The organism is Streptomyces showdoensis (assembly GCF_039535475.1).
In the GTDB taxonomy this organism is placed as follows: Bacteria; Actinomycetota; Actinomycetes; order Streptomycetales; family Streptomycetaceae; genus Streptomyces; species Streptomyces showdoensis.
Genome location: NZ_BAAAXG010000026.1, coordinates 3,183,824 through 3,209,960, shown reverse-complemented (window position 1 = coordinate 3,209,960; position 26,137 = coordinate 3,183,824). Strand labels below are relative to the sequence as shown.

The window sequence follows — 26,137 nt, the reverse complement described above, 5'->3', positions numbered from 1 at the left end:
CGGGTGCACCGGCCGCCCCGCAGGAAGCGTTCCTCATTGTCGGGGGTGTCACACCCCGGACGGCACCCCGGTCTTGTCGTCCGAGGAGTCGGATTCCCCGCCGGCCGCCGCGAGCGCCTTGTTGCGCCGGACGGAGGACCAGAAGGAGAGGCCGATGAGGGCGACGCCGATGCCGCCGGTGACGATCTCGGGGATCTCGTACTGGATGGTGACCATGAGGACCACGGCCAGGGCGCCGATGGCGTAGTGGGCGCCGTGCTCCAGGTAGACGTAGTCGTCGAGGGTGCCCTCGCGGACCAGGTAGACCGTGAGCGAACGGACGTACATGGCGCCGACGCCGAGGCCGAGGGCCATCAGGACGATGTCGTTGGTGATGGCGAAGGCGCCGATGACACCGTCGAAGGAGAAGGAGGCGTCGAGGACCTCCAGGTAGAGGAACATGAAGAAGGCGGCCTTGCCGGCCAGCTGGACCGCGGAAACCTTCTTGCCGCTGCGCTTGGCCGCTTCCTCGGCCTCGTGCTCGCGCTCCTCTTCCTCCTCCAGCTTGTTCTCGAAGTAGCCGGAGAGACCGCCGACGACGAGGTACGTGATGAGGCCGGCGATGCCGGAGATCAGCACGGTCTGGGCCTTGTCGACGTGGGCGCCGCCGTGCTGGTGGGCCTGGGTCGCGAAGGTCATCGCGGTGATCAGCAGGATGATCAGGGCGATGCAGACCGACAGCATGTCGACCTTGCCCAGCTTGGCCAGCGGGCGCTCGATCCAGCGCAGCCACTGGATGTCACGGTCCTCGAAGATGAAGTCCAGGAAGATCATCAGCAGGAACATGCCACCGAAGGCGGCGATCGACGGGTGTGCGTCGGTGACCAGTTCCTGGTACCTGTCGGCGTCGTTCAGCGCGAGGTTGACGGCCTCGATGGGGCCGATCTTGGCGCTGACCGCGACGATCACCACGGGGAAGACGAGCCGCATGCCGAAGACGGCGATGAGGACACCGATCGTGAGGAAGATCTTCTGCCAGAAGGCGTTCATCTTCTTCAGGATTCCGGCGTTGACCACCGCGTTGTCGAAGGAGAGCGAGATCTCCAGGACGCAGAGGATCGCGACGACCCCGAACGCCTCCCACCCCCCGTAGACCACGGCCGCGGCCAGGCCGAGCACAGTGATCGCGAACGACCAGCCGAAGGTTTTCAGAACCACTGTCTACCCCATCGTGTTATTACGCGGCTTTACGAAACGTTGACCCCGAAGTCTAGAGCGATGCCCCGCAGGCCGGACGCGTACCCCTGTCCGACCGCTCGGAACTTCCATTCGCCGTTGTAGCGGTAGAGCTCGCCGAAGATCATCGCCGTCTCCGTGGAGGCGTCCTCGGAGAGGTCGTAGCGGGCGAGTTCCTGGCCGTCCGTCCGGTTCACGACCCGGATGAAGGCGTTCGCCACCTGGCCGAACGACTGGCCGCGGTTGTCGGCCTCGTGGATCGAGACCGGGAAGATGATCTTGTCGCAGTGGGCCGGCACCCGGGTCAGGTCCACGATGAGCGACTCGTCGTCGCCGTCACCCTCTCCGGTGAGGTTGTCACCGGTGTGTTCGACGGAGCCCTCGGGGCTCCGGAGGTTGTTGTAGAAGACGAAGTACTCGTCACCGAGCACCCGGCCCGACCGGCACAGCAGTGCGCTGGCGTCGAGGTCGAAGGGGGCTCCGGTGGTGGAGCGCGCGTCCCAGCCGAGCCCCACCAGCACCTGGGTGAGATTGGGTGCGGCCTTCGAGAGGGAGACATTGCCTCCCTTGGCGAGCGTGACGCCCATGACGGTGGTTCCTCCCCGGTGATGACTGCTGATGAGGCACGTCCGGCGCCGCACGGAGGGTGCGGCGCCGGACGGGATGCGGTGGCGTCGGTCAGACGTTGACGCCGAAGTCCTGCGCGATGCCGCGCAGGCCCGAGGCGTAGCCCTGGCCGACGGCGCGGAACTTCCACTCCTCGCCGTTGCGGTACAGCTCGCCGAAGACCATGGCGGTCTCGGTCGAGGCGTCCTCGGACAGGTCGTACCGCGCGATCTCGGCGCCGCCGGCCTGGTTCACGACGCGGATAAACGCGTTGCGGACCTGGCCGAAGGACTGCTGGCGGTTGTCCGCGTCGTAGATCGAGACCGGGAAGACGATCTTGGCGACATCGGCGGGGACCCCGGCCAGGTTGACCTTGACCTGCTCGTCGTCACCCTCGCCCTCGCCGGTGAGGTTGTCACCGGTGTGCTCGACGGAGCCGTCGGCGCTCTTCAGGTTGTTGAAGAACACGAAGTCCTGGTCGTTGCGGACCTTGCCCTCCGCGTTCACCAGGATGGCGCTGGCGTCGAGGTCGAAGTCCGTACCGGTGGTGGTGCGGACGTCCCAGCCCAGACCGACGGTGACGGCGGTCAGGCCAGGGGCCTCCTTGGTCAGCGAGACGTTGCCGCCCTTGCTGAGGCTGACTCCCACGAGTCCCTCCATTGGTTTCCAGGGGCAGCGCCCCCAGTCGTGCGTTGGCATCGGATCAACGTCTGGATCCTAGTGACGGGTTCCCAGTCGAAACAGACGTTTCGCCCGAGTGTTGGCCGGGGAGCCCCCGGCCGGAGTCCCGGAGCGGCCGCCCGGGGCTCTCAGAGGGCCGCGAGCGCCTTCACGTAGTCGTCCAGGTCACGGGCGTCCGGCAGCCCGTTGACGACCGACCAGCGGACCGTGCCGGCCCGGTCGATGACGAAGGTGCCGCGCACCGCGCAGCCCTTGTCCTCGTCGAACACGCCGTAGGCGCGGGAGGCCGCGCCGTGCGGCCAGAAGTCGGAGAGCAGCGGGAACTCCAGCCCCTCCTGCTCGCCGAAGACGCGCAGGGTGTGGATCGAGTCGGCGGAGACGGCCAGCAGCTGGGTGTCCTCGTTGACGAAGGTGTCCAGGTGGTCGCGGAGCTCGCGCAGCTCGCCGGTGCACACGCCGGTGAAGGCGAAGGGGTAGAAGAACAGCACCACGTTGCGGCCGTCCTCGGAGTCCCCGGAGAAGTCGGAGAGCCGCACGGTGCGCCCGTGGTTGTCCTTCAGCTCGAAGTCCGGGGCCTGGGCGCCGATCTCGATCGCCATCGCGTACGCATCCCTTCGCCCGGCGGCCCAGCCCTTGGGCCGATCCGGTGAAACCCACCCTAATGGGCGACGGGTACGCGCAGAGCCCCCGCCGGTCGTGACCGGCGGGGGCTCGTTGCAGCGTGGGGATCAGCGCTTGGGGGCGGCCAGGCGGGTGCCCGTCCAGTCCTTGGCGACGCTGATGCTCTTGGTCTGGGAGAGACCGGCGGTCTGCGCGGCATCGTTGATGTCGCTCGGCTCGATGTAGCCGTCGCGGCCGGTCTTCGGGGTCAGCAGCCAGATGTTGCCGCCGTCCTCCAGAAGACCGATGGCATCCACCAGGGCGTCGGTGAGGTCACCGTCCTCGTCGCGGAACCACAGCACGACGACGTCCGCGACGTCGTCGTAGTCCTCGTCGACGAGCTCCTGGTTGATGAGGGACTCGATGCCTTCACGGAGATCGTGGTCGACGTCGTCGTCGTAGCCGATCTCCTGGACCACCTGTCCGGGCTCGAACCCCAGCCTCGCTGCCGGGTTGGTCCGCTCCTCCGCGTGGTCCGCGGTCGCGCTCACGGCTTGCCTCCTGATCGTTTGGAAAAATGCTTCGGCCGCGCGCGTACGCGCGGCGCTGGCCGTAGTCCACACGGGCCGGGGCGGATCGCGCAAGTACCCGGCCGTGGAGACCGCCGAAACGGTGACGTTTGGGGCCGTCTCGCCGCAACTTCCGGCGAGCGCCCGTCGCGCTCCGTGACGAGGCGTGCACTCTTCGCCCCGCATTGCGGGACTCTGCGGCTTCAGTCTGCCGAACGTGCTGACGAAACGCATGCGCGGGATGGGCGTAAGGTTGCGATTTGACCGAACACGGCACCTCGGGAGGGTTACCCCACGGTAAAGATGACGTTTGCCGTAGGCGGGGTACACGATGGTCATCCCGGCCTCCGCGGGCCCTCCCCGTGGGCCCCACCGACCAGCGAAGGAACAGCGTGGCTTCCGCATCCGATCGCAACCCGATCATCATTGGCGGCCTTCCCAGCCAGGTCCCGGATTTCGATCCCGAAGAGACCCAGGAATGGCTCGACTCCCTGGACGCCGCCGTCGACGAGCGGGGCCGGGAGCGGGCCCGCTACCTCATGCTGAGGCTGATCGAGCGGGCCCGTGAGAAGCGCGTCGCGGTGCCCGAGATGCGCAGCACGGACTACGTGAACACCATCGCGACCAAGGACGAGCCGTTCTTCCCCGGCAACGAGGAGATCGAGCGCAAGGTCCTCAACGCCACCCGGTGGAACGCGGCCGTGATGGTCTCGCGCGCCCAGCGTCCCGGGATCGGCGTCGGCGGCCACATCGCGACCTTCGCCTCCTCCGCCTCGCTGTACGACGTCGGCTTCAACCACTTCTTCCGCGGCAAGGACGAGGGCGACGGCGGCGACCAGATCTTCTTCCAGGGGCACGCCTCCCCCGGCATCTACGCCCGCGCCTTCCTGCTCGACCGGCTGAACGAGACCCAGCTCGACGCCTTCCGCCAGGAGAAGTCGAAGTACCCCAACGGGCTGTCCTCGTACCCGCACCCGCGGCTGATGCCGGACTTCTGGGAGTTCCCGACGGTCTCGATGGGCCTCGGCCCGCTCGGCGCGATCTACCAGGCCCGGATGAACCGCTACATGGCGGCCCGCGGCATCGCCGACACCTCCAAGTCGCACGTGTGGGCCTTCCTCGGCGACGGCGAGATGGACGAGCCGGAGTCGCTCGGCCAGCTGACCATCGCGGCCCGGGAGAACCTGGACAACCTCACCTTCGTCGTCAACTGCAACCTGCAGCGCCTCGACGGCCCGGTGCGCGGCAACGGCAAGGTCATCCAGGAGCTGGAGTCGGTCTTCCGCGGCGCCGGCTGGAACGTCATCAAGCTGGTCTGGGACCGCTCCTGGGACCCGCTGCTCGCGCAGGACCGCGACGGCGTGCTGGTCAACCGGATGAACACCACGCCGGACGGCCAGTACCAGACGTACGCGACGGAGACCGGCGCGTACATCCGCGACCACTTCTTCGGCGACGACCAGCGGCTGCGGGCCATGGTCGAGAACATGACCGACGACCAGATCCTGCACCTGGGCCGCGGCGGTCACGACCACAAGAAGATCTTCGCCGCGTTCTCGGCGGCCAAGGCCCACAAGGGCCAGCCGACGGTGATCCTGGCCAAGACGGTCAAGGGCTGGACGCTGGGCCCCAACTTCGAGGGCCGCAACGCCACCCACCAGATGAAGAAGCTGACGGTCGACGACCTCAAGCGCTTCCGCGACCGGCTGCACATCCCGGTCACGGACAGGCAGCTGGAGGAGGGCCTGCCGCCGTACTACCACCCGGGCCGGAACTCCGAGGAGATCCAGTACATGCACGACCGCCGCAAGGCGCTCGGCGGGTACGTCCCGACGCGGGTGGTCCGCGCCAAGCCGCTGGTCCTGCCCGAGGACAAGACCTACGCCCCGGTGAAGAAGGGCTCGGGCCAGCAGTCGATCGCCACCACGATGGCCTTCGTCCGGCTGCTCAAGGACCTGATGCGGGACAAGGAGATCGGCAAGCGCTTCGTGCTGATCGCGCCCGACGAGTACCGCACCTTCGGCATGGACTCCTTCTTCCCGAGCGCCAAGATCTACAACCCGCTCGGGCAGCAGTACGAGGCCGTGGACCGCGAACTGCTGCTGGCCTACAAGGAGTCTCCGACCGGCCAGATGCTGCACGACGGCATCTCGGAGGCCGGCTGCACGGCCTCGCTGATCGCCGCCGGCTCGGCCTACGCGACGCACGGCGAGCCGCTCATCCCGGTCTACGTCTTCTACTCGATGTTCGGCTTCCAGCGCACCGGCGACCAGTTCTGGCAGATGGCCGACCAGCTCGCGCGCGGCTTCGTGCTCGGCGCCACCGCCGGCCGCACCACGCTGACCGGCGAGGGCCTCCAGCACGCCGACGGGCACTCGCACCTGCTGGCCTCCACCAACCCGGGCTGCGTCGCCTACGACCCGGCCTTCGGCTTCGAGATCGCGCACATCGTGCAGGACGGTCTGCGGCGGATGTACGGCCCCCAGGCCGAGGACGTCTTCTACTACCTGACGGTCTACAACGAGCCGATCCAGCACCCGGCCGAGCCCGAGAACGTGGACGCCGAGGGCATCCTCAAGGGCATCTACCGCTACAAGGCCGGCGAGTCCGGCGCCATCCCGGCGCAGATCATGGCCTCCGGCGTCGGCGTGCCGTGGGCCCTGGAGGCCCAGCGGATCCTCGCCGAGGAGTGGAACGTGCGCGCCGACGTCTGGTCGGCCACCTCCTGGAACGAGCTGCGCCGCGAGGCAGTGGCCGTCGAGGAGCACAACCTGCTCCACCCGGACGAGGAGCAGCGCGTCCCGTACGTGACGCGCAAGCTCCAGGACGCCCAGGGCCCGTTCGTGGCGGTCTCGGACTGGATGCGCTCGGTGCCGGACCAGATCTCCCGCTGGGTGCCGGGCCGTTACACCTCGCTGGGCGCGGACGGCTTCGGCTTCGCGGACACCCGTGGCGCGGCCCGTCGCTACTTCCACATCGACGCCCAGTCGATCGTGCTCGCGGTCCTCACCGAGCTGGCCCACGAGGGCAAGGTCGACCGGTCGGTCCTGAAGCAGGCCGTGGACCGCTACCAGCTACTGGACGTGGCGGCGGCGGACCCGGGCGCCGCGGGCGGCGACGCCTGACCCGTATCCCCTGGTGAAGGGCGGTGGGACCGACGGTCCCGCCGCCCTTCCGCGTTCCTTACGATGCCGGGCATGAAGGATCACCCGTCATGAAGGACCGCTGGGAAGAGCGCACCCAGACACCGCTCCTGGTGCTGGCCGTGGCGTTCGGCCTCGCCTATGCCGTGCCCATCGTGGCGCCCGGCGCCGACCCGTGGGTGCACCGGCTGTGCACCCACGTGGAGTGGGCGGTGTGGGCCGCGTTCGCCCTGGACTACCTCGTGCGCCTCGCGCTCGCCCCGGCCAGGTGGGCGTTCGTGCGGGGGCATCCGCTGGACCTGCTCGCGGTGATACTGCCGATGGTGCAGCCGCTGCGGCTGCTGCGGGTGGTGTCGACGCTCCTCCTGGTCGGCCGGCGGGCCCGGATGGCCCCGCAGATAACGCTCACCACCTATGTGGCGGGCTCGGTGGTCGGGCTGATGATGTTCGGCTCGCTGGCCGTGCTCCACGTGGAGCGGGACGCGCCGAACGGCAACATCAAGACGCTGGGCGACGCGGTCTGGTGGTCCTTCACCACGATGACCACCGTCGGCTACGGCGACCACGCCCCGACCACGGGTCTGGGCCGGGTGCTCGCGGTGGGCCTGATGCTGTCGGGCATCGCCCTGCTCGGTGTGGTGACGGCCAACATCGCCGCCTGGTTCATCGCCCGCTTCGAGCGGGACGACGAGACCGAGCGCCGGCAGCTGGAACTCCTGGAGGCGCTGACCGTCGAGGTGCGGGAGCTGCGGGCCGAGGTGGCCCGGCTGGCCGCCCCGCCGCCCGGCGCCCCGGAGGTCCCGGCGCCGGCCCCTACCTCTCCCAGATCTTGAAGGCTCTGACCTGGTAGGGCGTCTGGGGCACCCAGGTCCCTCGGCCCGGATAGGTCTCGAACTCGCCGGTCTCCGCGCAGACGGCGGACTGGTAGGTGGTGACCGGCCGCCCGGTCCGGTTGGCGAGGGCCTGGGCGGTCGTCCCGGCGGGCAGGGCGACGCAGCTCTCGATGTCGACCGAGGCCAGCTCGTGGGTCTGGGCCCTGCCCTTGAACTCGGCCTTCGGCCACAGGCACAGCTGCCCCGGCCCGCAGGGCCCCAGCGCCGTGCCGCCCGCCGCGGCCGCCGGGCGGGCCGGAGCCGCGGCCGTCGGCACCGCCGCCGGGGCCGCCACCGGGACCGCCGCTTCGGCAGGGATCGTCAGGAGGGTGGTCAGGACCGCTCCGACGGCCAGCATCGTCTTCGTATACATGCAGGTGAACCCCCGTTTCGTCACTCTCTGTAATCAAGAGCTTGGCGGAAGCCACCCGGGAAAGGAAGAGGGGCCGCCCCCGTTCACGCGAACGGGTGACGACCCCCTGCGGGACCCCTGAGGAGCCCTCGGGCCCACCGGCTCAGATGTGGGCCGCGCCCGCGCCCGCCTCCGCGTTGGCGCCGCGCTTGGTGAGCGTGGCGACGACGGCGGCCACGACCGCCACGACGCCGGCGACGGTGAAGGCGAGCCCCATGCCGTCCATGAACGTGTCGTGGATGACCTTGCCGATCACCTGGAACATGTCGGGCGTCATGCCCGGGGCCTTGGCCAGCTCCGGCGGCACCATGCCGAACTCGGCGGCCTGCTCCAGGCGCGGGTCCGGCGGCGTCGGGATGCCCGCGGCCTTCCAGTTCTCCGCGAAGGCGCTGGAGACCTTGGAGGACATCACCGCGCCCAGCACGGCCGTGCCGAGGGCACCGCCGACCTGCATGGCGGCCTGCTGCAGACCGCCGGCCACGCCGGAGAGCTCCAGCGGCGCGTTGCCGACGATGACCTCGGTGGCGCCGACCATGACCGGGGCGAGACCCAGGCCGAGCAGGGCGAACCAGAGGGACATCGCGAGGGTGCCCGTACCGGAGGTGAGGGTGATCATGCCGAACATCGCGACGGCGGTGCAGACCATGCCGCCGACCAGCGGGACCCGCGGGCCGAACTTGGTGATCAGCGCGCCGGCCAGCGGCGAGGAGACGATCATCATGCCGGTCAGCGGCAGCAGGTGCATGCCGCTGTCGACCGGGCTGAGGCCCTTCACGCCCTGGAGGTAGAAGGTCACGAAGAACAGGCCGCCCATGAAGGCGAAGGCCATCAGGACCATCAGCACCACACCGGCCGAGAGCGGCACGGAGCGGAACATCGCCAGCGGGATGAGCGGCTCCTTGACCCGGGTCTCCCAGAAGGCGAAGACGACGAAGAGCAGCAGGGCGCCGATCAGACAGCCCCAGGTCTTGCCGCTCGACCAGCCCCAGGACTCGCCGGCCTTGATGATGCCCCAGATGAGGGAGGCCATCGCGCCGGAGAGCAGCAGGATGCCGAGGACGTCGAAGGAGCGCGGGGCGTTCTCGGCGCGGTGGTCCTTGAGGATCACCAGGCCGAGGACGAGCGCGAGGACGCCGACCGGCACGTTGATGAAGAAGACGGACTGCCAGCTGACGTGCTCGACGAGCAGGCCGCCGACGATCGGACCGCCCGCGGTCGAGGCGCCGATGACCATGCCCCAGATGCCGATGGCCATGTTGAGCTTCTCGGCCGGGAAGGTGGCCCGCAGCAGGCCGAGCGCGGCCGGCATCAGCAGGGCGCCGAAGAGGCCCTGGAGGACGCGGAAGCCGACCACGAGGCCGATCGAGCTCGACAGCCCGATCGCGCCGGAGGAGGCGGCGAAGCCCGCGATGCCGATGATGAAGGTCTGCCGGTGGCCGAAGCGGTCGCCCAGCTTGCCGGCCGTGATCAGCGCGACGGCCAGCGCGAGGAGGTAGCCGTTGGTGATCCACTGGACCTCGGCCAGCGAGGCCTGGAGGTCGTCCTTGATGGCGGGGTTGGCGATGGCGACGATCGTGCCGTCGAGCGCGACCATCATGACGCCCACGGCGACGGCGAACAGGGTCAGCCACGGGTGGCCGCGCAGCCCCTTCGCCTGAGCCGGAGCCGGGCTCCCGTCGGGCGTCCGGCCACCCCCCTGCCCCTGCGGGGCCTTTTCCACGGTGGTCTGACTAGTCATGCGGTGAGGCTAATGTCAGTCACTGACAATTGACTAATCAGTTCACGCGACGGTAACTGTCATGTTGCTCACAGGTACGCTGAGCTGGACGAAACAGCCGAAACGAGACGCGGGAAGGGGGCCGGACGGTGACGCTTCCCGGTCTGCGCGAGCGGAAGAAGCAGCGCACCCGTGACGCGCTGATCCGGGTGGCCCTGGAGCTCTTCACCACCCAGGGGTACGAGGGGACCACCGTCGACGAGATCGCCGACGCGGTCGAGGTCTCGCAGCGCACCTTCTTCCGCTACTTCGCCTCCAAGGAGGAGGTGGCCTTCGCCGTCCAGCAGATGGTGGAGGAGCGGTTCATGCGCGCGCTCACCGAACGGCCCCCCGAGGAGGGCCCGTTCGACGCCATGCGCAACGCGGTCCTGAGCGCCTGGGACACCATCGGCGAGGCCATCGCCGAGGTCGTCCCGGTCGAGCTGTACGTCCGCAGCTTCCAGGTCATCGAGTCCACGCCCGCCCTGCTCGCGGTCCACCTGCGGCGCTCCACGGAGATGGAGGAGTCCATCGCGCGGGTGATCGCCGAGCGCGAGGGGCTCGACGTGGACGCGGACCCGCGCCCGCGGATCGCCGTGGCGGCGTTCAGCGGCGTGATGCGGGTGACAGGCCAGCTGTGGGGGCGGGGCGAGGACCCGACCCTGGAGGCGATCCGCGCGCTCACCGAGCGGTACCTGGACCACCTGGGCCCGGCCCTCGCGCCGGACTGGAGGGCGTGAGCCCGACCGGCCCGAGCCCGCACCCGCTCCGCGGGCCCACCGCGCACCGGTGCGAACCCCACGACCCCGCCCCGGGCCCGTACGAGCTCCGCGTGCGCCCGCGCACACGGAACGTCACCACACCCCGTCCGCCAGGTGATCCGCGTCACTCGCCCGCCCGGGCGTACGACCGCGCCCCCTAGGGTGGCGCCCAATGCCTTCCTTCGATTCCTCCCCCACCCTCTCCGTCTGGCGCATGCTGCTCGCGCTGGCCGTGGTGTTCGTGTTCCTCGCGACCACGGGGTGGACCACGATCCGGCATCAGAGCACGCCAGGAGAGACCCGCGAGAGCGCGCTCGCCGCGTGGGCGCACGGCAGGGTCGGGCACCGTCCGCTGCCCGACGCGGCGGCCCCGGCCCGTACGATCGCCTCCTTCTTCGCCTCCCTCTCCCCCGCGCAGCGCTCCCGGCTCGCCGACCGCTACCCGCTCGTCGTCGGCAACCTCAACGGCGTCCCCGTCACCCTCCGCTACCGCGCCAACCGGGTCTCCCTGGCCCGCACGCTCGACGCCGAGCGGGGCAGGGTCGACGACCCGCGGCTGAACGCCGAGGGGCTGCACGAGGCCCGCCGCCGGGTGGACCGCTTCCGGTCGCTGATGCGCCCGGGCCGCCAGATCCTCGCCTTCGACCCGAGCGGTACGGGACGGACCGCGGAGGTCCTCGGCGACCTGGACCGGGCCCGCCGGGTGTCCGTGGTCGTGCCGGGCGTCGACACCAACCTGCTGACCTTCCAGAAGACCGCCCGGATGTACTCGGCGCCCGCCGGCATGGCCGCCTCCCTGTACGCCGCCGAGCACCGCGCCGACCCGCGCACCCCGACCGCCGTCATCGCCTGGGCCGACTACACCGCGCCCGTCGGCGTCGGCATCGACGCGGCCATCGGGCGGCTCGCCGAGAACGGCGCCGTGCGGCTGGTCGACCTGACCGCCGCGCTGCCCGGGGACGCGCCGGTCAGCCTGTTCTGCCACAGCTACGGCTCCGTCCTGTGCGGGGTCGCCGCGCCCCGGCTGCCCGAGCGGGTGACGGACGTGGTGGTCGCGGGCAGCCCCGGCATGCGCGCCGAGCACGCCGCCGACCTGGCCACCCCGGCCCGCATCTGGGCCATGCGGGACGCGGACGACTGGATCGCGGACGTCCCGCACCTGGAGCTCGGCGGGGTGGGCCACGGGGCCGACCCGGTGGCCCCGGAGTTCGGCGCGCGGCTGCTCTCGGCGGCCGGGGCGACCGGCCACGCGGGCTACTTCGAGCCCGGCACGGGGAGCCTCGCGAACTTCGCCGCGATAGGCGTCGGCGCGTACGGCGAGCTGACCTGCGCTCCCGCGGACAGCGCTTGCCGCAGGGGAATCTCCGGTGCCGAAGCCGCCTGACGCGCGTAGATCACGGCAGATTTCGGGCGTTCCCACAGGGGCGACGCCGGGGCATACGCCGCATACGATGAGGCGTATGGGTGATGTGCTGGCCGGAATACATGCCACCTGGCAGTTCGAGAGCGACGCCATCGTCATCCGTTTCGAACGGGGGATCCGCACGCCGAGGCTCTTCGGCGTGCTGCGCGAACGGCGCATCCCGCACGAGGCGCTGGCGTCCGTGACGCTGGCCCCGGGCAAGCGGGGCACCGTCGTGCTGCACGCCGTGCCGAGGGCCGGGGCCGATCCACTGGTCGAGGCGGCGGCGGGGCAGTTGCAGGAAGGGGGCGACCCCTACCGGATCGCGCTGCCCGTCGAGCGCGAGGCGCAGGCCGCGTACTACCGCGACGAGCTGCGCGCGCTGCTCCCGGCGGACGCGACGGAGCCGACGGACGGCTTCCTGGTCGCGGCGCCCGAGGGGCCGCAGTCCTTCAAGGCGTACGACGGGAAGGCCAGCTTCGACGGGTCGGCCGAGGTCGCCTTCCGCTGGTCCCGGACCGGGGCGTCCTCCGAGAAGTGGCGGGCGGGCGACAAGTTCTACTCCGTGCAGGAGCTGAGCGGGGTCGAGTGGCACTCGCCGGAGGCCCCGAACGGCTGCCTGCGGCTGCTGGAGCGCGACGGCCACGGGTCCCGCGCGGCCCATCCGGAGCAGGACCCGGCCTCGGTGGTCTTCGGGCTCGGCTACGGGCCGGTGCACGAGTCGCTGCCCTTCGCCGCCGCCGTCCTGGCCGCGATCCGCGGCTCCGCGCGGGTCCCCGCCCTCCCCGGCGCGGCCCGGCCCTACGACCCGGCGGGCGTCGCGGAAAGGATTCGCCACCTCGGGGAGCTGCACCAGGCGGGCCTGGTGACCGACGAGGAGTTCTCCTGCCGCAAGGCGGAGCTGCTCGCCGAGCTGTAGCCGGGCCGACGACGCCGGGCTTCAGGGGACGCGGGCACGGGCACGGGCACGGCGTGCGAGCCCCGGCGCGGGCGCCGGGCCCAAGGCGCGGGCACGGGCCCCGGGGCCACGGCCACGGGCGGGGTCTCGTACCCCGGTATGACCCCGCGGCCCGCACCCCGGTATGACGTGCGGCCTGGGCGGGCCCGCCTACCCTGGGCGGGCCATGAAGGACGAACAGCGGCGTCGGCCGCGCATGCGACAGGCCGGGGACCGCGCGGGTGCGGTGCTCCGGGGGACCCGGACCGGGGCGAGCAGCGCCGTCCGCACGGCCGGGGCCCGGGCCGGCGGGCTGCTCCGCACGGTCGGGACCGGGGCGAGCGGGCCGCTCCGCGCGGTCGGGACCCGGGCGAACGGGCTGCTCCGCGCGGTCTGGGCCTGGGCGAGCGGGCTGCTCCAGGGGATCGGGGTGGCCCTCACCACGCCGACCGGTCCCGGCGAGGCGCTGGGCGCGCGGGCGGCCTCCCCGTGGGTGCGGCTGCTGCCGTACGGGATCGCGCTGGCGTTCGTCGCCCCGCTGCTGCCCGTCACGATCACCGTGCTCGTCCAGGACTACCAGGTCAACGGCGCCGTCGCCGGGGCGCTGGCCACCGCGCAGACCGCGCCCCTGGTGCTCGCCGTCACCCGGCCCCTCCAGGCCTGGTGGGTGATCTTCACGGCGGACGTCGCCGGCGGCTTCGTCATGCTCGGCGCCGACGGGGTCGACGGGCGGCCCTGGCCGTGGACGCCGATGGTCGTGGTCGGCTACCTCGCGCTGATGCTCGCCCTCGGCCTGCGCGAGTCCCGGCGCGCCCTCATCGGGGTGTGGCTGATGACCGGGGCCGCCGCGACCGTCTTCGAGATCGTCTCGCCGAAGCGGGCGGGCGGCATCACGCTGCTGCTCTTCGTGCTCAGCGGCGCCGTGCTGATGATCACCGCGACCCTGCGCGGTCGCGGCGAGGCCGAGCGGCGGCTGGTCGAGCAGGAGACCATCAGCGAGGCCGAACGCGCCCGCCGCACCCTCCTGGAGGAGCGGGCCAGGATCGCCCGCGAGCTGCACGACGTGGTCGCCCACCACATGTCGGTGATCACCGTGCAGGCGGACTCCGCCCCGTACCGCATCCCCGAACTGCCGGACGCGGCCCGCGAGGAGTTCGCCTCGATCGCGGCCGGGGCCCGCGAGTCGCTCGCCGAGATGCGGCGGCTGCTCGTGGTGCTGCGCAGCGAGGGCGCGGAGGGCGAGCGGGCCCCGCAGCCGGGGCTCGACCGGGTGCAGCAGCTGATCGAGGCGACGGTGCGGGCCGGGGTGCCGGCCGAGCTGTCCCTCGCCGCCGACCTGGGGGACGTGCCGCAGGCGGTGGACCTCTCGGCGTACCGGATCGTGCAGGAGGCCCTGGCCAACGTCGTCCGGCACGCCCCGGGCGCCGCCACCCGGGTGTCCGTCCGCCCGGACGGCGAGGGCTGGCTGAACGTGCTGGTCGTCAACGGGCCCGCCGCGGAACGGGGTGCGCCCGTCGAGGGCGGTTCCGGCACCGGGCACGGACTCGTCGGGATGCGCGAGCGCGTACGGTTGACCGGCGGCTCGCTCGACACCGGGCCGCTGCCGGACGGGGGCTTCCGGGTCGCCGCCCGGCTGCCGCTGGGTACGACCGACAGCTGAGGAAGCCCGTGACCATTCGCGTGATCATCGTCGACGACCAGGCCATGGTGCGGGCGGGGTTCGCCGCGCTGCTCGCCGCGCAGCCCGACATCGACGTGGTGGGCGAGGCGCCGGACGGCCGGCAGGGCGTGGACGTGGCCCGCTCCACCCACCCGGACGTGGTCCTCATGGACGTGCGGATGCCGGAGCTCGACGGGCTCGCGGCGGCGCGCGAGATCCTGAACCCCCCGCCGGGCGTGGTCCACCGCCCCAAGGTGCTCATGCTCACCACCTTCGACGTGGACGACTACGTGTACGAGGCGCTGCGCGCCGGCGCCTCCGGCTTCCTCCTGAAGGACGCGCCGCCGGCCGACCTGATCGCGGCGGTCCGGATCGTGGCGGCCGGCGAGGCGCTGCTGGCGCCCTCCGTGACCCGGCGGCTGATCGCCGACTTCGCCGCCTCGAAGCCCGCTCCCCGCGCCGACCGGGCCGCGCTGCGGCTCAACGGGCTGACCCCGCGCGAGACGGAGGTCCTGGAGCTGATCGCCCGGGGCCTGTCGAACCAGGAGATCGCCGACCACCTGGTGCTCGCCGAGCAGACCGTGAAGACCCACATCGGCCGGGTGCTGGCCAAGCTGGACCTGCGCGACCGGGCGCAGGCGGTCGTCTTCGCTTACGAGTCGGGGCTCGTGACCCCGGGCCAGGGACGCTAGGGGCCCGACGCCCCGGGGACCCACCGGACCGGACCGCGGGACCCCCGGGCCCGGAGACCCACCGGACCGGACCGCGGGACCCCCAGGCCCGGAGACCCACCGGACCGGACCGCGGGACCCCCAGGCCCGGAGACCCACCGGACCGGACCGGACCGCGGGACCCCCAGGCCGGGACCCCGGACCGGGGGGAAAACCCCACCCCTGACCTGGGGTTGGCTGCTCGTCCGCCCCCTACCCCGGTATCACTCCACGGTTGGCGCCCTGGTGTGACGCCCGGTCACCCGTCCCCTTCCTACCTTCCTCTCGCCAACGACGAGAGAGAGGAAGGGCCGCCCCATGCGCCGCTTCACGAGGACCCTGGTCGCCGCCGCGCTCACCGCGACCGTGGTGGCCGGGACCGCAGGCTGGGCTTCCGGCAGCAGCCAGCAGCCCGTGACGGGGGTGCCGGTCGGCACCGTGGAGTGGCGGGCCGACGGGCTGCCCGACCCGGCGCGCATGACACCCGGTCAGACGGCGGCGTACTTCGGCTCCCTGAGCCCCCGTCGGCAGCGCGAGCTGGCGGCCGCCCACCCCACCGTCGTGGGCAACCTCGACGGCGCCCCGCTCGCGCTGCGCTACGCCGCCAACGCCCGCACCACCGGCACCCGGTTCGCCGGGCAGCAGGTCCTCGCCTACGACCCGCGGGGGCGCGGCCAGGCGGTCCTGGTCTACGGGGACCTGGCGAAGGCCGCGCACGTGGCCGTGCTCGTACCGGGGTCCGACATCGACGCCGGGAACCTCGCGCCGCTCACCCGCAAGGCCACCGCCCTGCGCGAGGCGACCGGCGGCCGGACCGCCGTCGTCGCCTGGGCCGGCTACACCACCCCCGTCGGGGTCGGCCTGGACGCCGCCACCGGGGACCTGGCCGAGGCCGGGGCCGGGCGGCTCAGCCGCTTCACCGAGGGGCTCGCCGCCGTCGGCGCCGCCGAGCCCTCGGTCTTCTGCCACAGCTACGGCTCCGTCGTCTGCGGCATCGCGGCGCCCGCGATCGAGGCCCGCGACCTCGTCGTCCTCGGCTCCCCCGGGATGCGCGCCGACACCGCGTCCGCCCTGGGCACCACCGCCCGGGTGTGGGCCGCCAAGGACCCCACCGACTGGATCGACCGGGTCCCCCACGTCCGGGTGGCCGGCCTCGGCCACGGCACCGACCCCACCGCCCCCGAGTTCGGCGCCCGCCGGATCGCCGCCGGCGACGCCCTGGGCCACGACGGCTACTTCGCCCCCGGGACCGAGTCCCTCCGCGCGTTCGCCGCCATCGCCGAGGGGGATGTCCGATGAAGCGGCTCGCCGAGAGGATCGAGGCCCGCACCCCCGCCCACCGCGACCGCGCGATCGACGGGCTGCGCGCCCTCGCCCTGCTCGCCGTGCCCACCGGGCACTGGCTGCTCGGCGGGTTCACGCTCTCCGACGACGGCGCGATCCACAACGCCAGCCCGCTGTCCGCCTTCGGCGGGCTCGCCCCGGCCAGCTGGATCCTCCAGATGCTGGGCATCTTCTTCCTGGTCGGCGGCTACGCCTCGGTGCTCTCCTTCCGCCGCCACGAGGGGCCGGTCCGCGACTGGCTCAAGGGCCGGCTGGCCCGGCTCGGCCGACCGGTGCTCGGCGTGACCGCCGTGTGGGCGGCGCTGCTGCCACTGCTGCACTACGGGTTCGGGGTGCCGGGCGACACCCTGCGGACCGCGTCCACGCTGGTCGTCCAGCCGCTGTGGTTCGTCGGCGTGTACACGGTCGTCACCGCGCTCACCCCGTACTGCGTCCGGGCCGCCCGCCGGCTCGGGGTGTGGGCCGCGGCCCCGCTGCTCGGCTCCGTCGCCGTCGTCGACCTGCTGCGCTACGGGCCGTACGCCGACGCCGTGCCGTCCTGGCTGAGCGTGCTCAACATCCTGCCCGGCTGGCTCTTCGCCTATCAGCTCGGCGTCTCCTGGGGCGAGGGCCGGGTCACCCGGCGGCACGCCTGGGGGCTGCTGATCGGCGGCGCCGCGCTCTTCGCCGCGCTGCTGGTCTGGTTCGGCTACCCCGCCTCGATGGTCGGCGTCCCCGGCGAGGCCCGCACCAACTCGCACCCGCCGTCGCTGCTCGTGCTCGCCCTGGCCGCCACCCAGAGCGGCGCCGCGATCCTGCTGCGGGACCGGCTCGGGAAGCTGCTGCGGCGGCCCGCGCTCTGGGCGCCGGTGGTCGTGGTCAACCTGTCCGCGATGACGATCCTGTGCTGGCACCAGACGGCGATGCTGGCGGCCGCGATCCCCGCCTCGTACGCCGGTGAGATCACCGGCCTGGTCGGCGCGCCCGACTCGGTCGGCTGGATCCTGGCCCGGTTGGCCTGGATGCCGCTCTTCGCCGGGCTGCTCGTCCTGATCGGGCGGTACGCACGGGGCTTCGAGTCGCCGTGGACGGGGACGGGAACCGCCAGGCGCGCCCTCGCGGGCGTCCTGGCGGCGGGGTTCGCGGTCTTCGCGCTGGGCCTGGCGTGAGGGCGGGCGGGACCGGCGCCGCCGACGTGCCCTCAGACCTCCCGGGACGCCGCGGTGAAGGTCATGTCCGGGTAGCGGTCGCCCGCGACCCGGGCGGCGATCGGCTCCAGGGCGGCGAGCTGGTCGGCGGTCAGGGTGATCCGGGTGGCGGCCGCGTTCTCCCGCAGGCGGGAGCGCTTGCGGGTGCCCGGGATGGGGACGACGTCCAGGCCGTGCACGGCGGCGCGCTGCTGGACCCAGGCGAGGGCGATCTGCGCGGGGCTCGCCCCGTGTTCCTCGGCGATCGTCCGGACCGGGTCGAGCAGGGCCGCGTTGCGGGCCGCGTTCTCGCCGCTGAAGCGGGGCTGCCCGCGGCGGAAGTCCGCGGCGGACAGCTCCTTGGAGGCGTCGGCGAACGCGCCGGTGAGGAAGCCGCGGCCGAGCGGCGAGTAGGGCACCAGGGTGACGCCGAGCTCGGCCGCCGCGCCGACCGCGCTGCGCTCCACGTCGCGGGAGAAGAGCGACCACTCGGACTGGAGCGCGGCGATCGGGTGCACCGCGTACGCCTCGCGCAGCTCGGGTCCGGTCACCTCGCTCAGGCCCAGGTGGCGGACCTTGCCCTCCTGGACGAGCTCGGCCATCGCGCCGACGGACTCGGCGAACGGGACGTCCGGGTCGCGGCGGTGCATGTAGTAGAGGTCCAGCGTCTCGACGCCCAGGCGGCGCAGGCTCGCCTCCACGGAGCTCCGGACGTACGCGCGGTCGTTGCGGACGCCCCGGTGGACCGGGTCGTCGGCCCGGCGCTCGATGCCGAACTTGGTGGCGAGGACCAGCTCGTCGCGGTGCGCGGCGACGAACGGGGCGAGGAACTCCTCGTTGGCGCCCTGCCCGTAGACGTCGGCGGTGTCGATGAGGGTGACGCCGTACTCCAGGGCCGCTTCGAGGGTGTCGCGGGCGGCCTTCTCGTCGGTGTCCCCGTAGAACTCGCTGATGCCCATGGCGCCGAAGCCCTGGACGCCGATCTCCGGTCCGTCCTGGCCGGCGCCGAGACGGACGGTGCCGATCCTGTCGTTGCTGCTGCTCATGAGGTGGCCTCTCCGCATGTGGTCGTCTGGTCGCCGTAGTAGCCGATCTTGAGGTCGAGCACCGCGAGGGTGTCCTGCAGCTCGGCGATCCGGACCAGGACGTCGCGCCGGGTGGTCTCCAGGAGCTCACGGCGCTCGGGGTGGGTGTGCTCGCCCTCCCGCACCAGCTCCGCGTACCGCACCATGTCCGCCACCGACATCCCGGTCAGCCGCAGCTTGCCCACGAACGCCAGCCAGTCCAGGTCCCGCCCGGTGAAACGGCGCTGGCCGGTGTGCGAGCGGTCGACGTGCGGCATGAGGCCGATCCGCTCGTACCAGCGCAGGGTGTGCGCCGAGAGTCCGGTCAGGGCGGCCACCTCACTGATCGTGTAGCGGTCCTTCCGCACCTGCGGTGTCGTGCTCTCGATCAAGCTCATGGCCCCCACGCTAGAAGGTTGGAGTGCACTCGAAGCAAGCAGGCGAAGTACGCTCGGCACCATGCCGAACAGCCTGCAGACCCTGGCGTCGATCGAGAACTGGCCCGTCCCCACCGCGGCCGCCGCCGTCGTCCGCGCGGACGGCACCCTGGCCGGCGCGCACGGCCCCACCGACCGCCGCTTCCCGCTCGCCTCCGTCACCAAGCCGCTCGCGGCGTACGCCGTCCTCGTCGCGTACGAGGAGGGGGCCATCGACCTCGACGAGCCGGCCGGTCCCGAGGGCGCGACCGTGCGCCATCTGCTCGCCCACACCTCCGGGCTCGCCTTCGACGAGAACCGGGTCATGGCGGCCCCCGGCGCCCGCCGGATCTACTCCAACACCGGCTTCGAGGCGCTCGGCGACCACCTCGCCAAGGCCACCGACATCCCCTTCGCCGAATACCTGCACCAGGCGGTGCTGGAGCCGCTCGGCATGACCGCCACGACCCTGGAGGGCTCGCCCGCCAAGGACGGCGTGTCGACCGTGGACGACCTGGTGCGCTTCGCCGCCGAGGTGCAGGCGCCGCGGCTGCTCGACGCGCGGACCGTGCTGGACGCGATGACCGTGACGTACCCGGGTCTCACCGGCATCCTGCCCGGCTACGGGCACCAGAGGCCGAACGACTGGGGCCTCGGCTTCGAGATCCGCGACGGCAAGTCGCCGCACTGGACCGGCGCCTCCTCCTCGCCCCGCACCTTCGGGCACTTCGGCCAGTCCGGGACCTTCCTGTGGGTCGACCCGGACGCGGGGGCCGCCTGCGTGGCGCTGACCGACCGGCCCTTCGGGGCCTGGGCGGTCGAGGCCTGGCCGCCGTTCACGGACGCGGTCCTCGCGGAGCTGCGCGGCGCCTGAGCCGGGGCGCGCAGGTGGGGCCCCGGTCGGTCAGTCCGTCTCGCAGCGGGTCGCGGGCAGGGCCCCGTCCGTCCCCGAGATGACGACCGGGGCCGCCTGGCCGAGGTCCTCCGCGTAGGAGGCCGTGCAGACCAACTGGCGCACGGCGATCGGGTCGAGGTCCTTGACCCGGACCTGGAGCCGGAGGCTCAGCTCGGGGCGCAGGTCGGAGCCGGTCTGCCGCTGGGTGTGGGTCTCGCGCGCGCCGTGGAAGTCGATCTGTGTCGTGAGGCCGGCGGCGCGTTCCTTCTCGTCCGGGCCCTCGATGAGGGCGCCGAGCACCTTGTCGGTGGCGATCCGGTAGGCGGGCGGGTGGGTGATCTCGGTCCGGGCGCCCGCGCCGGAGCCGTCCTCGATGATCCGGCTGAAGCCGAGGTCGCGGGCGACCGGCATCAGCCGGCCGTCCCGGCTCACGAAGAACAGCAGCATCCGCGGGCTGCCGGTCGGGTTCACGGTGACCGGCGCCGCGCCCCCGGCCTCCACGACGTCGCTCTTCTGCACGCCGCAGCCGGCCAGCGTCAGCAGGGCCAGCAGGGCGGCTGCGGCTCCTCGCCGGAAGCGGCTCGCGGCGGGAGTCACAACGGGATCCTGACGGTGAAGACGGCGCCGCCGTCGGGTCGATTGGCGGCGACGACCGTACCACCGTGCAGCCGGACGTTCTCCAGGGTGATCGCGAGGCCGAGGCCGCTGCCCGCCGAGCGGGTACGGGCCGCGTCGGCCTTGTAGAAGCGGTCGAAGACGTGCGGGAGGACGTCCTGCGGGATGCCGGGCCCCCGGTCGGCGACCTCGGTGACGAGCCGGTCGTCCTCGGCGTAGACCCGGACCGTCACCGGCGGGCGGCCGTGCCGCAGCGCGTTGCCGACCAGGTTGGCGACGACGACGTCGAAGCGGCGCGGGTCGAGGGAGGCGCGGACGCCGTCGGTGAGCTCGGTGACGATCTGCTCCGGATCGGTCCAGTGCCGGTTCCGGAGGGTGTTGCGGACCGAGTCGGCCACGTCGACCTCGTCGGTGTGGAGCTCGGCCGCGCGGGCGTCGAAGCGGGAGATCTCCATCAGGTCCTCGACGAGGACGGCGAGTTTGCCCGTCTCGGCGCTGATCAGGCGGACGGCGCGGGCGGTGTCGGTGTCGAGGGTGCCGGCGTCCTCGTCGAGCACCTCGGTGACGGCGAGCATCCCGGCGAGCGGGGTGCGCAGCTCGTGGGAGACGTCGGAGGCGAAACGGCGGGCGCGGGCCTCGGCGTTCCGCAGCTCCGTGACGGAACGTTCCAGCTCGGCGGCCGACTCGTTGAACGTACGCGCCAGGTCGGCGAGTTCGTCGCTGCCCTTGGCGTGGATCCGGGTGTCCAGGCGGCCCCGGCCCATGCTGTGCGCGGCCAGCCGCAGCTCGCGCACCGGCCGCAGCACGCCCCGCGAGGCCACCAGGGCCGGGATCAGGGCGACCAGCAGGGCGGGCAGGGCACCGTCGCGGGCGGCGGCGACCATGGCCTCGATGTTGGCCTCCTCCTCGCCGAGGTCCATCACCGCGTACAGGACGAGTCCGGTGGGCCTGCCCTCCGGGAAGCCCCGGTAGTAGTTCCCGAAGACGGCGGGGACGGCGATGGTGAGGTACGGGGTGCCGTCCTTGACCACGCGCTGGAAGCTGCCGTGGGTGGCGCCGATCGCGGTGGCCCTGCGCCGCAGTTCGGGGGTGAGGACGCTCGACTCGGGCCGGTCGGTGGAGGAGACGCGCAGGTCGCCGTACTCCGCGTACACCCGCCAGGGCCGCGGCTTGCCCTGCCGGGCGATGCTCTGCAGGGCGGTGCGCAGCCCGTCGGGGTTGACGGGCAGCTGGGTGTTGAGGGTCTCGACCTGCTGGCGGAAGGCGGTGACGGCGGTGTCCTGGGTCTGCTCCAGGATCGCGTTGCGGGCGGCCCGGTAGGTGAGGGCGGCGGTGGTGCCGCAGCCGACGGCGGCGACCAGCAGGAAGGCGAGGACGAGCCGGGTGCGCAGCCCGAAGGGGCGCAGGCGTCTTCGACGGGCCTCGGCGTGCCGCCCGCCGCCCGGCACGTGGGCTCTCACAGCGGTCCGAAGCGGTAGCCGAAGCCCCGCAGGGTCTGGATGTAGCGGGGGTCGCCGGGGGTGTCCTCGATCTTGTTGCGGAGCCGGCGGACGCAGGCGTCGACGAGCCGGGCGTCGCCGTGGAAGCTGTGCTCCCAGACGTGTTCGAGGAGCTGCTGGCGGCTGAAGACCTGCTCGGGGGCGGCGGTGAGGTGGAGCAGCAGTTTCAGCTCGGAGGGGGCGAGGGCGATGCGTTCGCCGTTCTTGGCGACGGTGAGTCCGGCCCGGTCGACGGCGAGCTCCCCGTGGAACTCCACGGACGGGCGGCCGCCGCCGGGCTCCTCGATCCGGCGCAGCACGGCGCGGATCCGGGCCTCGATGACCTCGGTGCGGGCGGGCTTGACGATGTAGTCGTCGGCGCCCGCCTCCAGGCCGATGACGACATCGAAGTCGTCGCCGCGCGCGGTGAGCATGATGATCGGCAGCTGGCTGGTCTGGCGGACCTGGCGGCAGACCTGGACGCCGTTCATGCCGGGCAGCATGAGGTCGAGCAGCAGCAGGTCGGGGCGGAACTCCCCGAGCGCGTCGAGCCCGGCCTCCCCGGTCGCGGCGGTCCGCACCTCGTGCCCGCGGCGCCGGAGCCCGAGCTCGACGCCTTCACGGACGGAGGGGTCGTCTTCGATCAGCAGCACGCGTGGCATTCGTGGAGTATCCCAAGGTCGGTCGGGTGCGCTCCCCGCCGGGGAGGGGATCCGGCGGGGAGCGGGTCTGCGGAGGGGCGGGCGGGACGGGTGTGGAGGGGCGGCGCGGGCGGGTGGGCTCAGCGCCGTCGGGTGAGCCGGGCGGTGGCGCCCGTGAGGAGGGACTGGACCTCGGTGAGCCGCAGCGGCCGGGCCAGCAGGGCGAAGACGGCGAGGACGGCGGCCGCGCCGGCCAGGCCGGAGAGCAGCGACCCGGCCCCGGTGGTCCGGTCCGCGACGAGCAGCCCGAGCCCGGCGGCGGGCACGGCGGCGGCCAGGAGGCGCAGCAGCGCGCCGCCGGCACCGGTCGCGGGCGCCGACCCGGCTCCGGTCGCCCCGGCCCCGGCGCGTCCGGTCCCGGTGGATCCGGTCCCGGTCCCGGTGGATCCGGTCCCGGTCCCGGTGGATCCGGTCCCGGTGCCGGTGGGTCCGGCGCCGGTGGGTCCGGCCCGCCTCAGCCTGCGCCCGAGCACGTACGCCGTGAGGCCCCAGCCCGCCCAGAGGGCGAACGAGTAGCCCGCGGCCATGCCCGTCACGGCCCAGTGGGCGGGCAGGAAGGCGTGGGCGCAGACGGCGAGCAGGGCGTTGAGGCCCGCGATGACCAGGTTGAGGAAGAAGGGGGTGCGGGTGTCGCGCAGGGCGTAGAAGGCGCGGGTGCACACGTACTGGCCGGAGAGCGCGATCAGGCCGGGCGCGAGGGCCATCAGGATCCAGGCCATCGAGCGGACCGCGTCCGCGTCGGTGCGGCCGTAGCCGAAGACCAGGCCCATCAGCGGGACGGCCAGGGCGAACAGCCCGCAGGCGGCGGGGACGATCGCGGCCGCGCTGGTGCGCTGCGCGTAGGCCACGTCGCGGCGCACGCCCGCGAGGTCGGCCTCGGCCGCCGCGGCGCTCATCCGCGGCAGCAGGGCGGTGACCAGGGCGACGGTCACGATGCCGTGCGGGACGGCCCACAGCAGGTAGGCGTTGTTGTACGCGCTGAGGCCGGCGCCCTCGGCCCGCTGGCCGGCCGCCGTGGCGACCTTGGTGGTCACCCAGTACGCGGCCTGGTTGGTGAGGACCAGCAGGACCAGCCAGCCCGCCGCCTTCAGGGGTGCGGTCAGGCCGCTGCCCCGCCAGTCGAACCGGGGGCGCCAGCGGAAGCCGGCCGCCTTGAGGGAGGGCAGCAGGGCGAGGGCCTGGAGGGCGATGCCCGCGGTGGTGCCCCAGCCGAGCAGCGCGGTCTCGCCGGGGGTGAGCTCCCCGCCCGCCGAGACGGCGAGGAACAGGCCGAAGACGGCGACCACGACGAGGTTGTTGAGGACCGGGGTCCACATCATCGCGCCGAACCGGCCGCGCGCGTTGAGCACCTGGCCGAGCAGCGTGAACAGGCCCAGGAAGAAGATCTGCGGCAGGCAGGAGCGGGCGAAGGCGACGGTCGTGTCCCGCTGCGCGCCGGTGTAGTCGGTGTACGCGTCGACGATCGCGGGTGCCGCGAGCACGGCGACGGCGGTCAGGACGGTGAGGGCGAGCACGCAGATCGTGAGCAGCCGGTCGGTGTAGGCCGCGCCGCCGTCCTCGTGCTCCTTGGCGGCCTTCACCAGTTCGGGGACGAAGACCGCGTTGAGCGCGCCGCCGAGCAGCAGCATGTAGACGATCGTGGGGACGGAGTTGCCGACCGCGTAGCCGTCGGCGACGAAGCCGGTGCCGATGGCCCCCGCCACGACGGCGGAGCGGACGAAGCCGGTGGCGCGGGAGACGAGCGAGCCGGCCGCCATCAGGGCGCCGCTGCGCAGGACGGAGGGCGATCCGGTCTCCGTCAGGGTGGCCGTCATCGGCGGGCCAGATACGCCTGGAAGGCGCGGTACAGCGTGTGGTTGGTCGTGCCCTGCAACGGAATCTCCCACTCCCCCAGCGTCTCGACGACCCGCCCGCCCGTACCGAGCTTCCAGCGGAGCAGCCCGTGGGCGCGGTCGTCCGGATCGAGGGTGGAGGGTACCCCGCGCATGTCGTAGACGTCGGCCCCGACCGCGTGGGCGTCGAGCATCATGCGCCACTGGAGGGCGTTGGAGGGGCGCACCTCGCGGCGGTGGTCGGCGGAGGCGCCGGTCTGGTACCAGACCCGACGGCCGACGGTGATCATGGTGTGGGCGGCGAGGACCTCGCCCTCGTGGCGGGCCAGGTACAGCTTCATCCGCCCCGGGTACTCGGCGTTGAGGACGGCGTACTGGCGCTCGTAGTACGCGAGGGAGCGGCCGAGCCGGAAGCCGTCGCGCTCCTCGGTGATCCGCAGCAGCCGGAAGAACTCGGGCAGGTCGGCGGCGGAGCCGAGGACGACCTCGACGCCGGACTTGCGGGCCTTGCGGATGTTGCGGCGCCACTCCTGGTTGAGCCCGGACCACAGGTCGTCGGAGCTGCGGCCGGCGAGCGGCACCTGGTAGACGAAGCGCGGCTGGGCGTCGGCGCCGTCGTCGGACTCGCCGCCGCAGCGCTTCCATCCCCGGGCCCGCAGCCGTTCGGCGACGGCCGAGCCCAGCGGGTCGACCTCGCTGGCGAGGACGTCGGAGAGCCGCCGCCCCGGCCCGGTGTGCGCCTTGAGCGTGGTCGCGGACCAGCGGCGGTAGTCGGGCCCGGGCCCCATCCGCACGGCGAAGACGCCGGCCGCGCGCAGGTGCCGCAGCAGCGGGTCGAGCCAGCCGTCGAGATCGGGGTCGGCCCAGTCGGCGACGGGCCCCTCGGGGAGGTAGGCGAAGTACTTGCGGGTGCCGGGGAAGGCCCGCAGGAGCACGAGCGCGACCCCGGTGAGCTCACCGGACTCGGGTCCCCAGCCTATGAGCTGGTGGCTCCAGCCGTCCTTGACCGCGGCCCAGGAGGGGAGTTGGAGGAAGCTGGGCCCGCCCGGCCCGGTGGAGCGGGCGGCGAGGAAGGCGCGGTACGTCTCCGGGGTGACGGGTCCGAGCCGCAGCGCGGGGCGGGTGGGCGCGGGCGTCACGAGCAGCGCTGACACAACGAGGGCCTCCTTGTTCCGCCCCGTCGGTGGTGGGGCGCACAGCAGGCTCACAGCCGGTATTGACCGCTCCGCGCGAGGAATGTGACCGGACGATGACCGTTTCTCACCAGGCCCCGTCACATGGCCCCGGGGCCGGGCACGGCCC

General features: G+C 72.8%; 24 protein-coding genes. 10 read left to right on the top strand and 14 right to left on the bottom strand.

Annotated features, from left to right (window positions below):
* Positions 1–48: 48 nt before the first annotated feature.
* The 5 genes from ABD981_RS27470 to ABD981_RS27450 form a co-directional block, all read right to left on the bottom strand.
* Positions 49–1,197 (bottom strand): DUF475 domain-containing protein, encoded by a 1,149-nt coding sequence (locus ABD981_RS27470; RefSeq protein ID WP_046906310.1) that lies wholly within the window; start codon positions 1,195–1,197, stop codon positions 49–51.
* 29 nt (positions 1,198–1,226) lie between these two features.
* Positions 1,227–1,802, bottom strand: coding sequence for a TerD family protein (locus ABD981_RS27465; RefSeq protein ID WP_046906309.1), 576 nt, complete (start codon positions 1,800–1,802; stop codon positions 1,227–1,229).
* Between the two features lie 91 nt (positions 1,803–1,893).
* The gene (locus tag ABD981_RS27460) at positions 1,894–2,469 is read right to left on the bottom strand and encodes a TerD family protein (protein ID WP_046906463.1); all 576 of its coding nucleotides are present in this window, start codon (positions 2,467–2,469) and stop codon (positions 1,894–1,896) included.
* 161 nt (positions 2,470–2,630) lie between these two features.
* On the bottom strand, positions 2,631–3,101 hold the full coding sequence (locus tag ABD981_RS27455) for a peroxiredoxin (RefSeq protein WP_046906308.1): 471 nt from the start codon (positions 3,099–3,101) through the stop codon (positions 2,631–2,633).
* Positions 3,102–3,230: 129 nt separating this feature from the next.
* Complete coding sequence (locus tag ABD981_RS27450) at positions 3,231–3,653, bottom strand: DUF3052 domain-containing protein (RefSeq protein WP_046906307.1); 423 nt, start codon at positions 3,651–3,653, stop codon at positions 3,231–3,233.
* A 410-nt stretch (positions 3,654–4,063) separates the two neighbouring features.
* On the opposite strand from ABD981_RS27450, the gene aceE reads away from it, so the two are divergent.
* Positions 4,064–6,796, top strand: a complete 2,733-nt coding sequence (aceE, locus tag ABD981_RS27445; RefSeq protein WP_046906306.1) for a pyruvate dehydrogenase (acetyl-transferring), homodimeric type — start codon at positions 4,064–4,066, stop codon at positions 6,794–6,796.
* Positions 6,797–6,885: 89 nt separating this feature from the next.
* Positions 6,886–7,647, top strand: a complete 762-nt coding sequence (locus ABD981_RS27440; protein WP_046906305.1) for a potassium channel family protein — start codon at positions 6,886–6,888, stop codon at positions 7,645–7,647.
* Here ABD981_RS27440 and ABD981_RS27435 read toward each other — a convergent pair.
* Both ABD981_RS27435 and ABD981_RS27430 read right to left on the bottom strand, forming a co-directional pair.
* Complete coding sequence (locus tag ABD981_RS27435) at positions 7,628–8,059, bottom strand: peptidase inhibitor family I36 protein (RefSeq protein ID WP_123954244.1); 432 nt, start codon at positions 8,057–8,059, stop codon at positions 7,628–7,630. The two genes, ABD981_RS27440 and ABD981_RS27435, sit on opposite strands and share 20 nt — an antisense overlap.
* Positions 8,060–8,201: 142 nt before the next feature.
* Complete coding sequence (locus ABD981_RS27430; protein ID WP_046906303.1) at positions 8,202–9,836, bottom strand: MFS transporter; 1,635 nt, start codon at positions 9,834–9,836, stop codon at positions 8,202–8,204.
* Positions 9,837–9,964: 128 nt separating this feature from the next.
* Here ABD981_RS27430 and ABD981_RS27425 point away from each other — a divergent pair, with 128 nt between their 5' ends.
* The 7 genes from ABD981_RS27425 (at position 9,965) to ABD981_RS27395 (ending at position 17,816) form a co-directional block, all read left to right on the top strand.
* Positions 9,965–10,594, top strand: a complete 630-nt coding sequence (locus ABD981_RS27425) for a TetR/AcrR family transcriptional regulator (protein WP_046906302.1) — start codon at positions 9,965–9,967, stop codon at positions 10,592–10,594.
* A gap of 193 nt (positions 10,595–10,787) precedes the next feature.
* Positions 10,788–11,999 carry an alpha/beta hydrolase gene (locus ABD981_RS27420; protein WP_046906301.1) on the top strand — a complete coding sequence of 404 codons (1,212 nt, stop codon included), beginning with the start codon at positions 10,788–10,790 and terminating at the stop codon, positions 11,997–11,999.
* 76 nt (positions 12,000–12,075) lie between these two features.
* On the top strand, positions 12,076–12,936 hold the full coding sequence (locus tag ABD981_RS27415; protein WP_046906300.1) for a DUF4429 domain-containing protein: 861 nt from the start codon (positions 12,076–12,078) through the stop codon (positions 12,934–12,936).
* 205 nt (positions 12,937–13,141) lie between these two features.
* Positions 13,142–14,614: a sensor histidine kinase gene (locus tag ABD981_RS27410; RefSeq protein WP_240495118.1), complete on the top strand. Its 1,473-nt coding sequence runs from the start codon at positions 13,142–13,144 to the stop codon at positions 14,612–14,614.
* Between the two features lie 8 nt (positions 14,615–14,622).
* Positions 14,623–15,306: a response regulator gene (locus tag ABD981_RS27405; protein WP_046906299.1), complete on the top strand. Its 684-nt coding sequence runs from the start codon at positions 14,623–14,625 to the stop codon at positions 15,304–15,306.
* A gap of 336 nt (positions 15,307–15,642) precedes the next feature.
* Entirely contained in the window at positions 15,643–16,623 is a 981-nt protein-coding gene (locus tag ABD981_RS27400; RefSeq protein WP_046906298.1) for an alpha/beta hydrolase, read from the top strand.
* Positions 16,620–17,816 (top strand): acyltransferase family protein, encoded by a 1,197-nt coding sequence (locus ABD981_RS27395; protein WP_046906297.1) that lies wholly within the window; start codon positions 16,620–16,622, stop codon positions 17,814–17,816. Before ABD981_RS27400 ends, ABD981_RS27395 begins: the two co-directional genes overlap by 4 nt.
* Positions 17,817–17,848: 32 nt before the next feature.
* Here the strand turns inward: ABD981_RS27395 and ABD981_RS27390 are convergent, their stop codons facing one another.
* Both ABD981_RS27390 and ABD981_RS27385 read right to left on the bottom strand, forming a co-directional pair.
* Complete coding sequence (locus tag ABD981_RS27390; RefSeq protein WP_046906296.1) at positions 17,849–18,880, bottom strand: aldo/keto reductase; 1,032 nt, start codon at positions 18,878–18,880, stop codon at positions 17,849–17,851.
* The gene (locus ABD981_RS27385) at positions 18,877–19,296 is read right to left on the bottom strand and encodes a MerR family transcriptional regulator (protein ID WP_046906295.1); all 420 of its coding nucleotides are present in this window, start codon (positions 19,294–19,296) and stop codon (positions 18,877–18,879) included. The genes ABD981_RS27390 and ABD981_RS27385 overlap by 4 nt, the downstream gene beginning before the upstream one ends.
* Positions 19,297–19,369: 73 nt before the next feature.
* On the opposite strand from ABD981_RS27385, the gene ABD981_RS27380 reads away from it, so the two are divergent.
* Positions 19,370–20,188: a serine hydrolase domain-containing protein gene (locus ABD981_RS27380; RefSeq protein ID WP_046906461.1), complete on the top strand. Its 819-nt coding sequence runs from the start codon at positions 19,370–19,372 to the stop codon at positions 20,186–20,188.
* Positions 20,189–20,218: 30 nt separating this feature from the next.
* Here the strand turns inward: ABD981_RS27380 and ABD981_RS27375 are convergent, their stop codons facing one another.
* The 5 genes from ABD981_RS27375 to ABD981_RS27355 all read right to left on the bottom strand — a co-directional run bounded on the left by ABD981_RS27375 (position 20,219) and on the right by ABD981_RS27355 (position 25,989).
* Positions 20,219–20,806: a hypothetical protein gene (locus ABD981_RS27375; protein WP_123954242.1), complete on the bottom strand. Its 588-nt coding sequence runs from the start codon at positions 20,804–20,806 to the stop codon at positions 20,219–20,221.
* On the bottom strand, positions 20,803–22,284 hold the full coding sequence (locus tag ABD981_RS27370) for a sensor histidine kinase (protein WP_046906294.1): 1,482 nt from the start codon (positions 22,282–22,284) through the stop codon (positions 20,803–20,805). The genes ABD981_RS27375 and ABD981_RS27370 overlap by 4 nt, the downstream gene beginning before the upstream one ends.
* Positions 22,281–22,964: a response regulator transcription factor gene (locus ABD981_RS27365; RefSeq protein WP_046906293.1), complete on the bottom strand. Its 684-nt coding sequence runs from the start codon at positions 22,962–22,964 to the stop codon at positions 22,281–22,283. Before ABD981_RS27365 ends, ABD981_RS27370 begins: the two co-directional genes overlap by 4 nt.
* Positions 22,965–23,083: 119 nt before the next feature.
* Entirely contained in the window at positions 23,084–24,817 is a 1,734-nt protein-coding gene (gene murJ / locus ABD981_RS27360; protein WP_046906292.1) for a murein biosynthesis integral membrane protein MurJ, read from the bottom strand.
* Entirely contained in the window at positions 24,814–25,989 is a 1,176-nt protein-coding gene (locus ABD981_RS27355; RefSeq protein WP_046906291.1) for a lipid II:glycine glycyltransferase FemX, read from the bottom strand. Before ABD981_RS27355 ends, murJ begins: the two co-directional genes overlap by 4 nt.
* Positions 25,990–26,137: the final 148 nt, after the last annotated feature.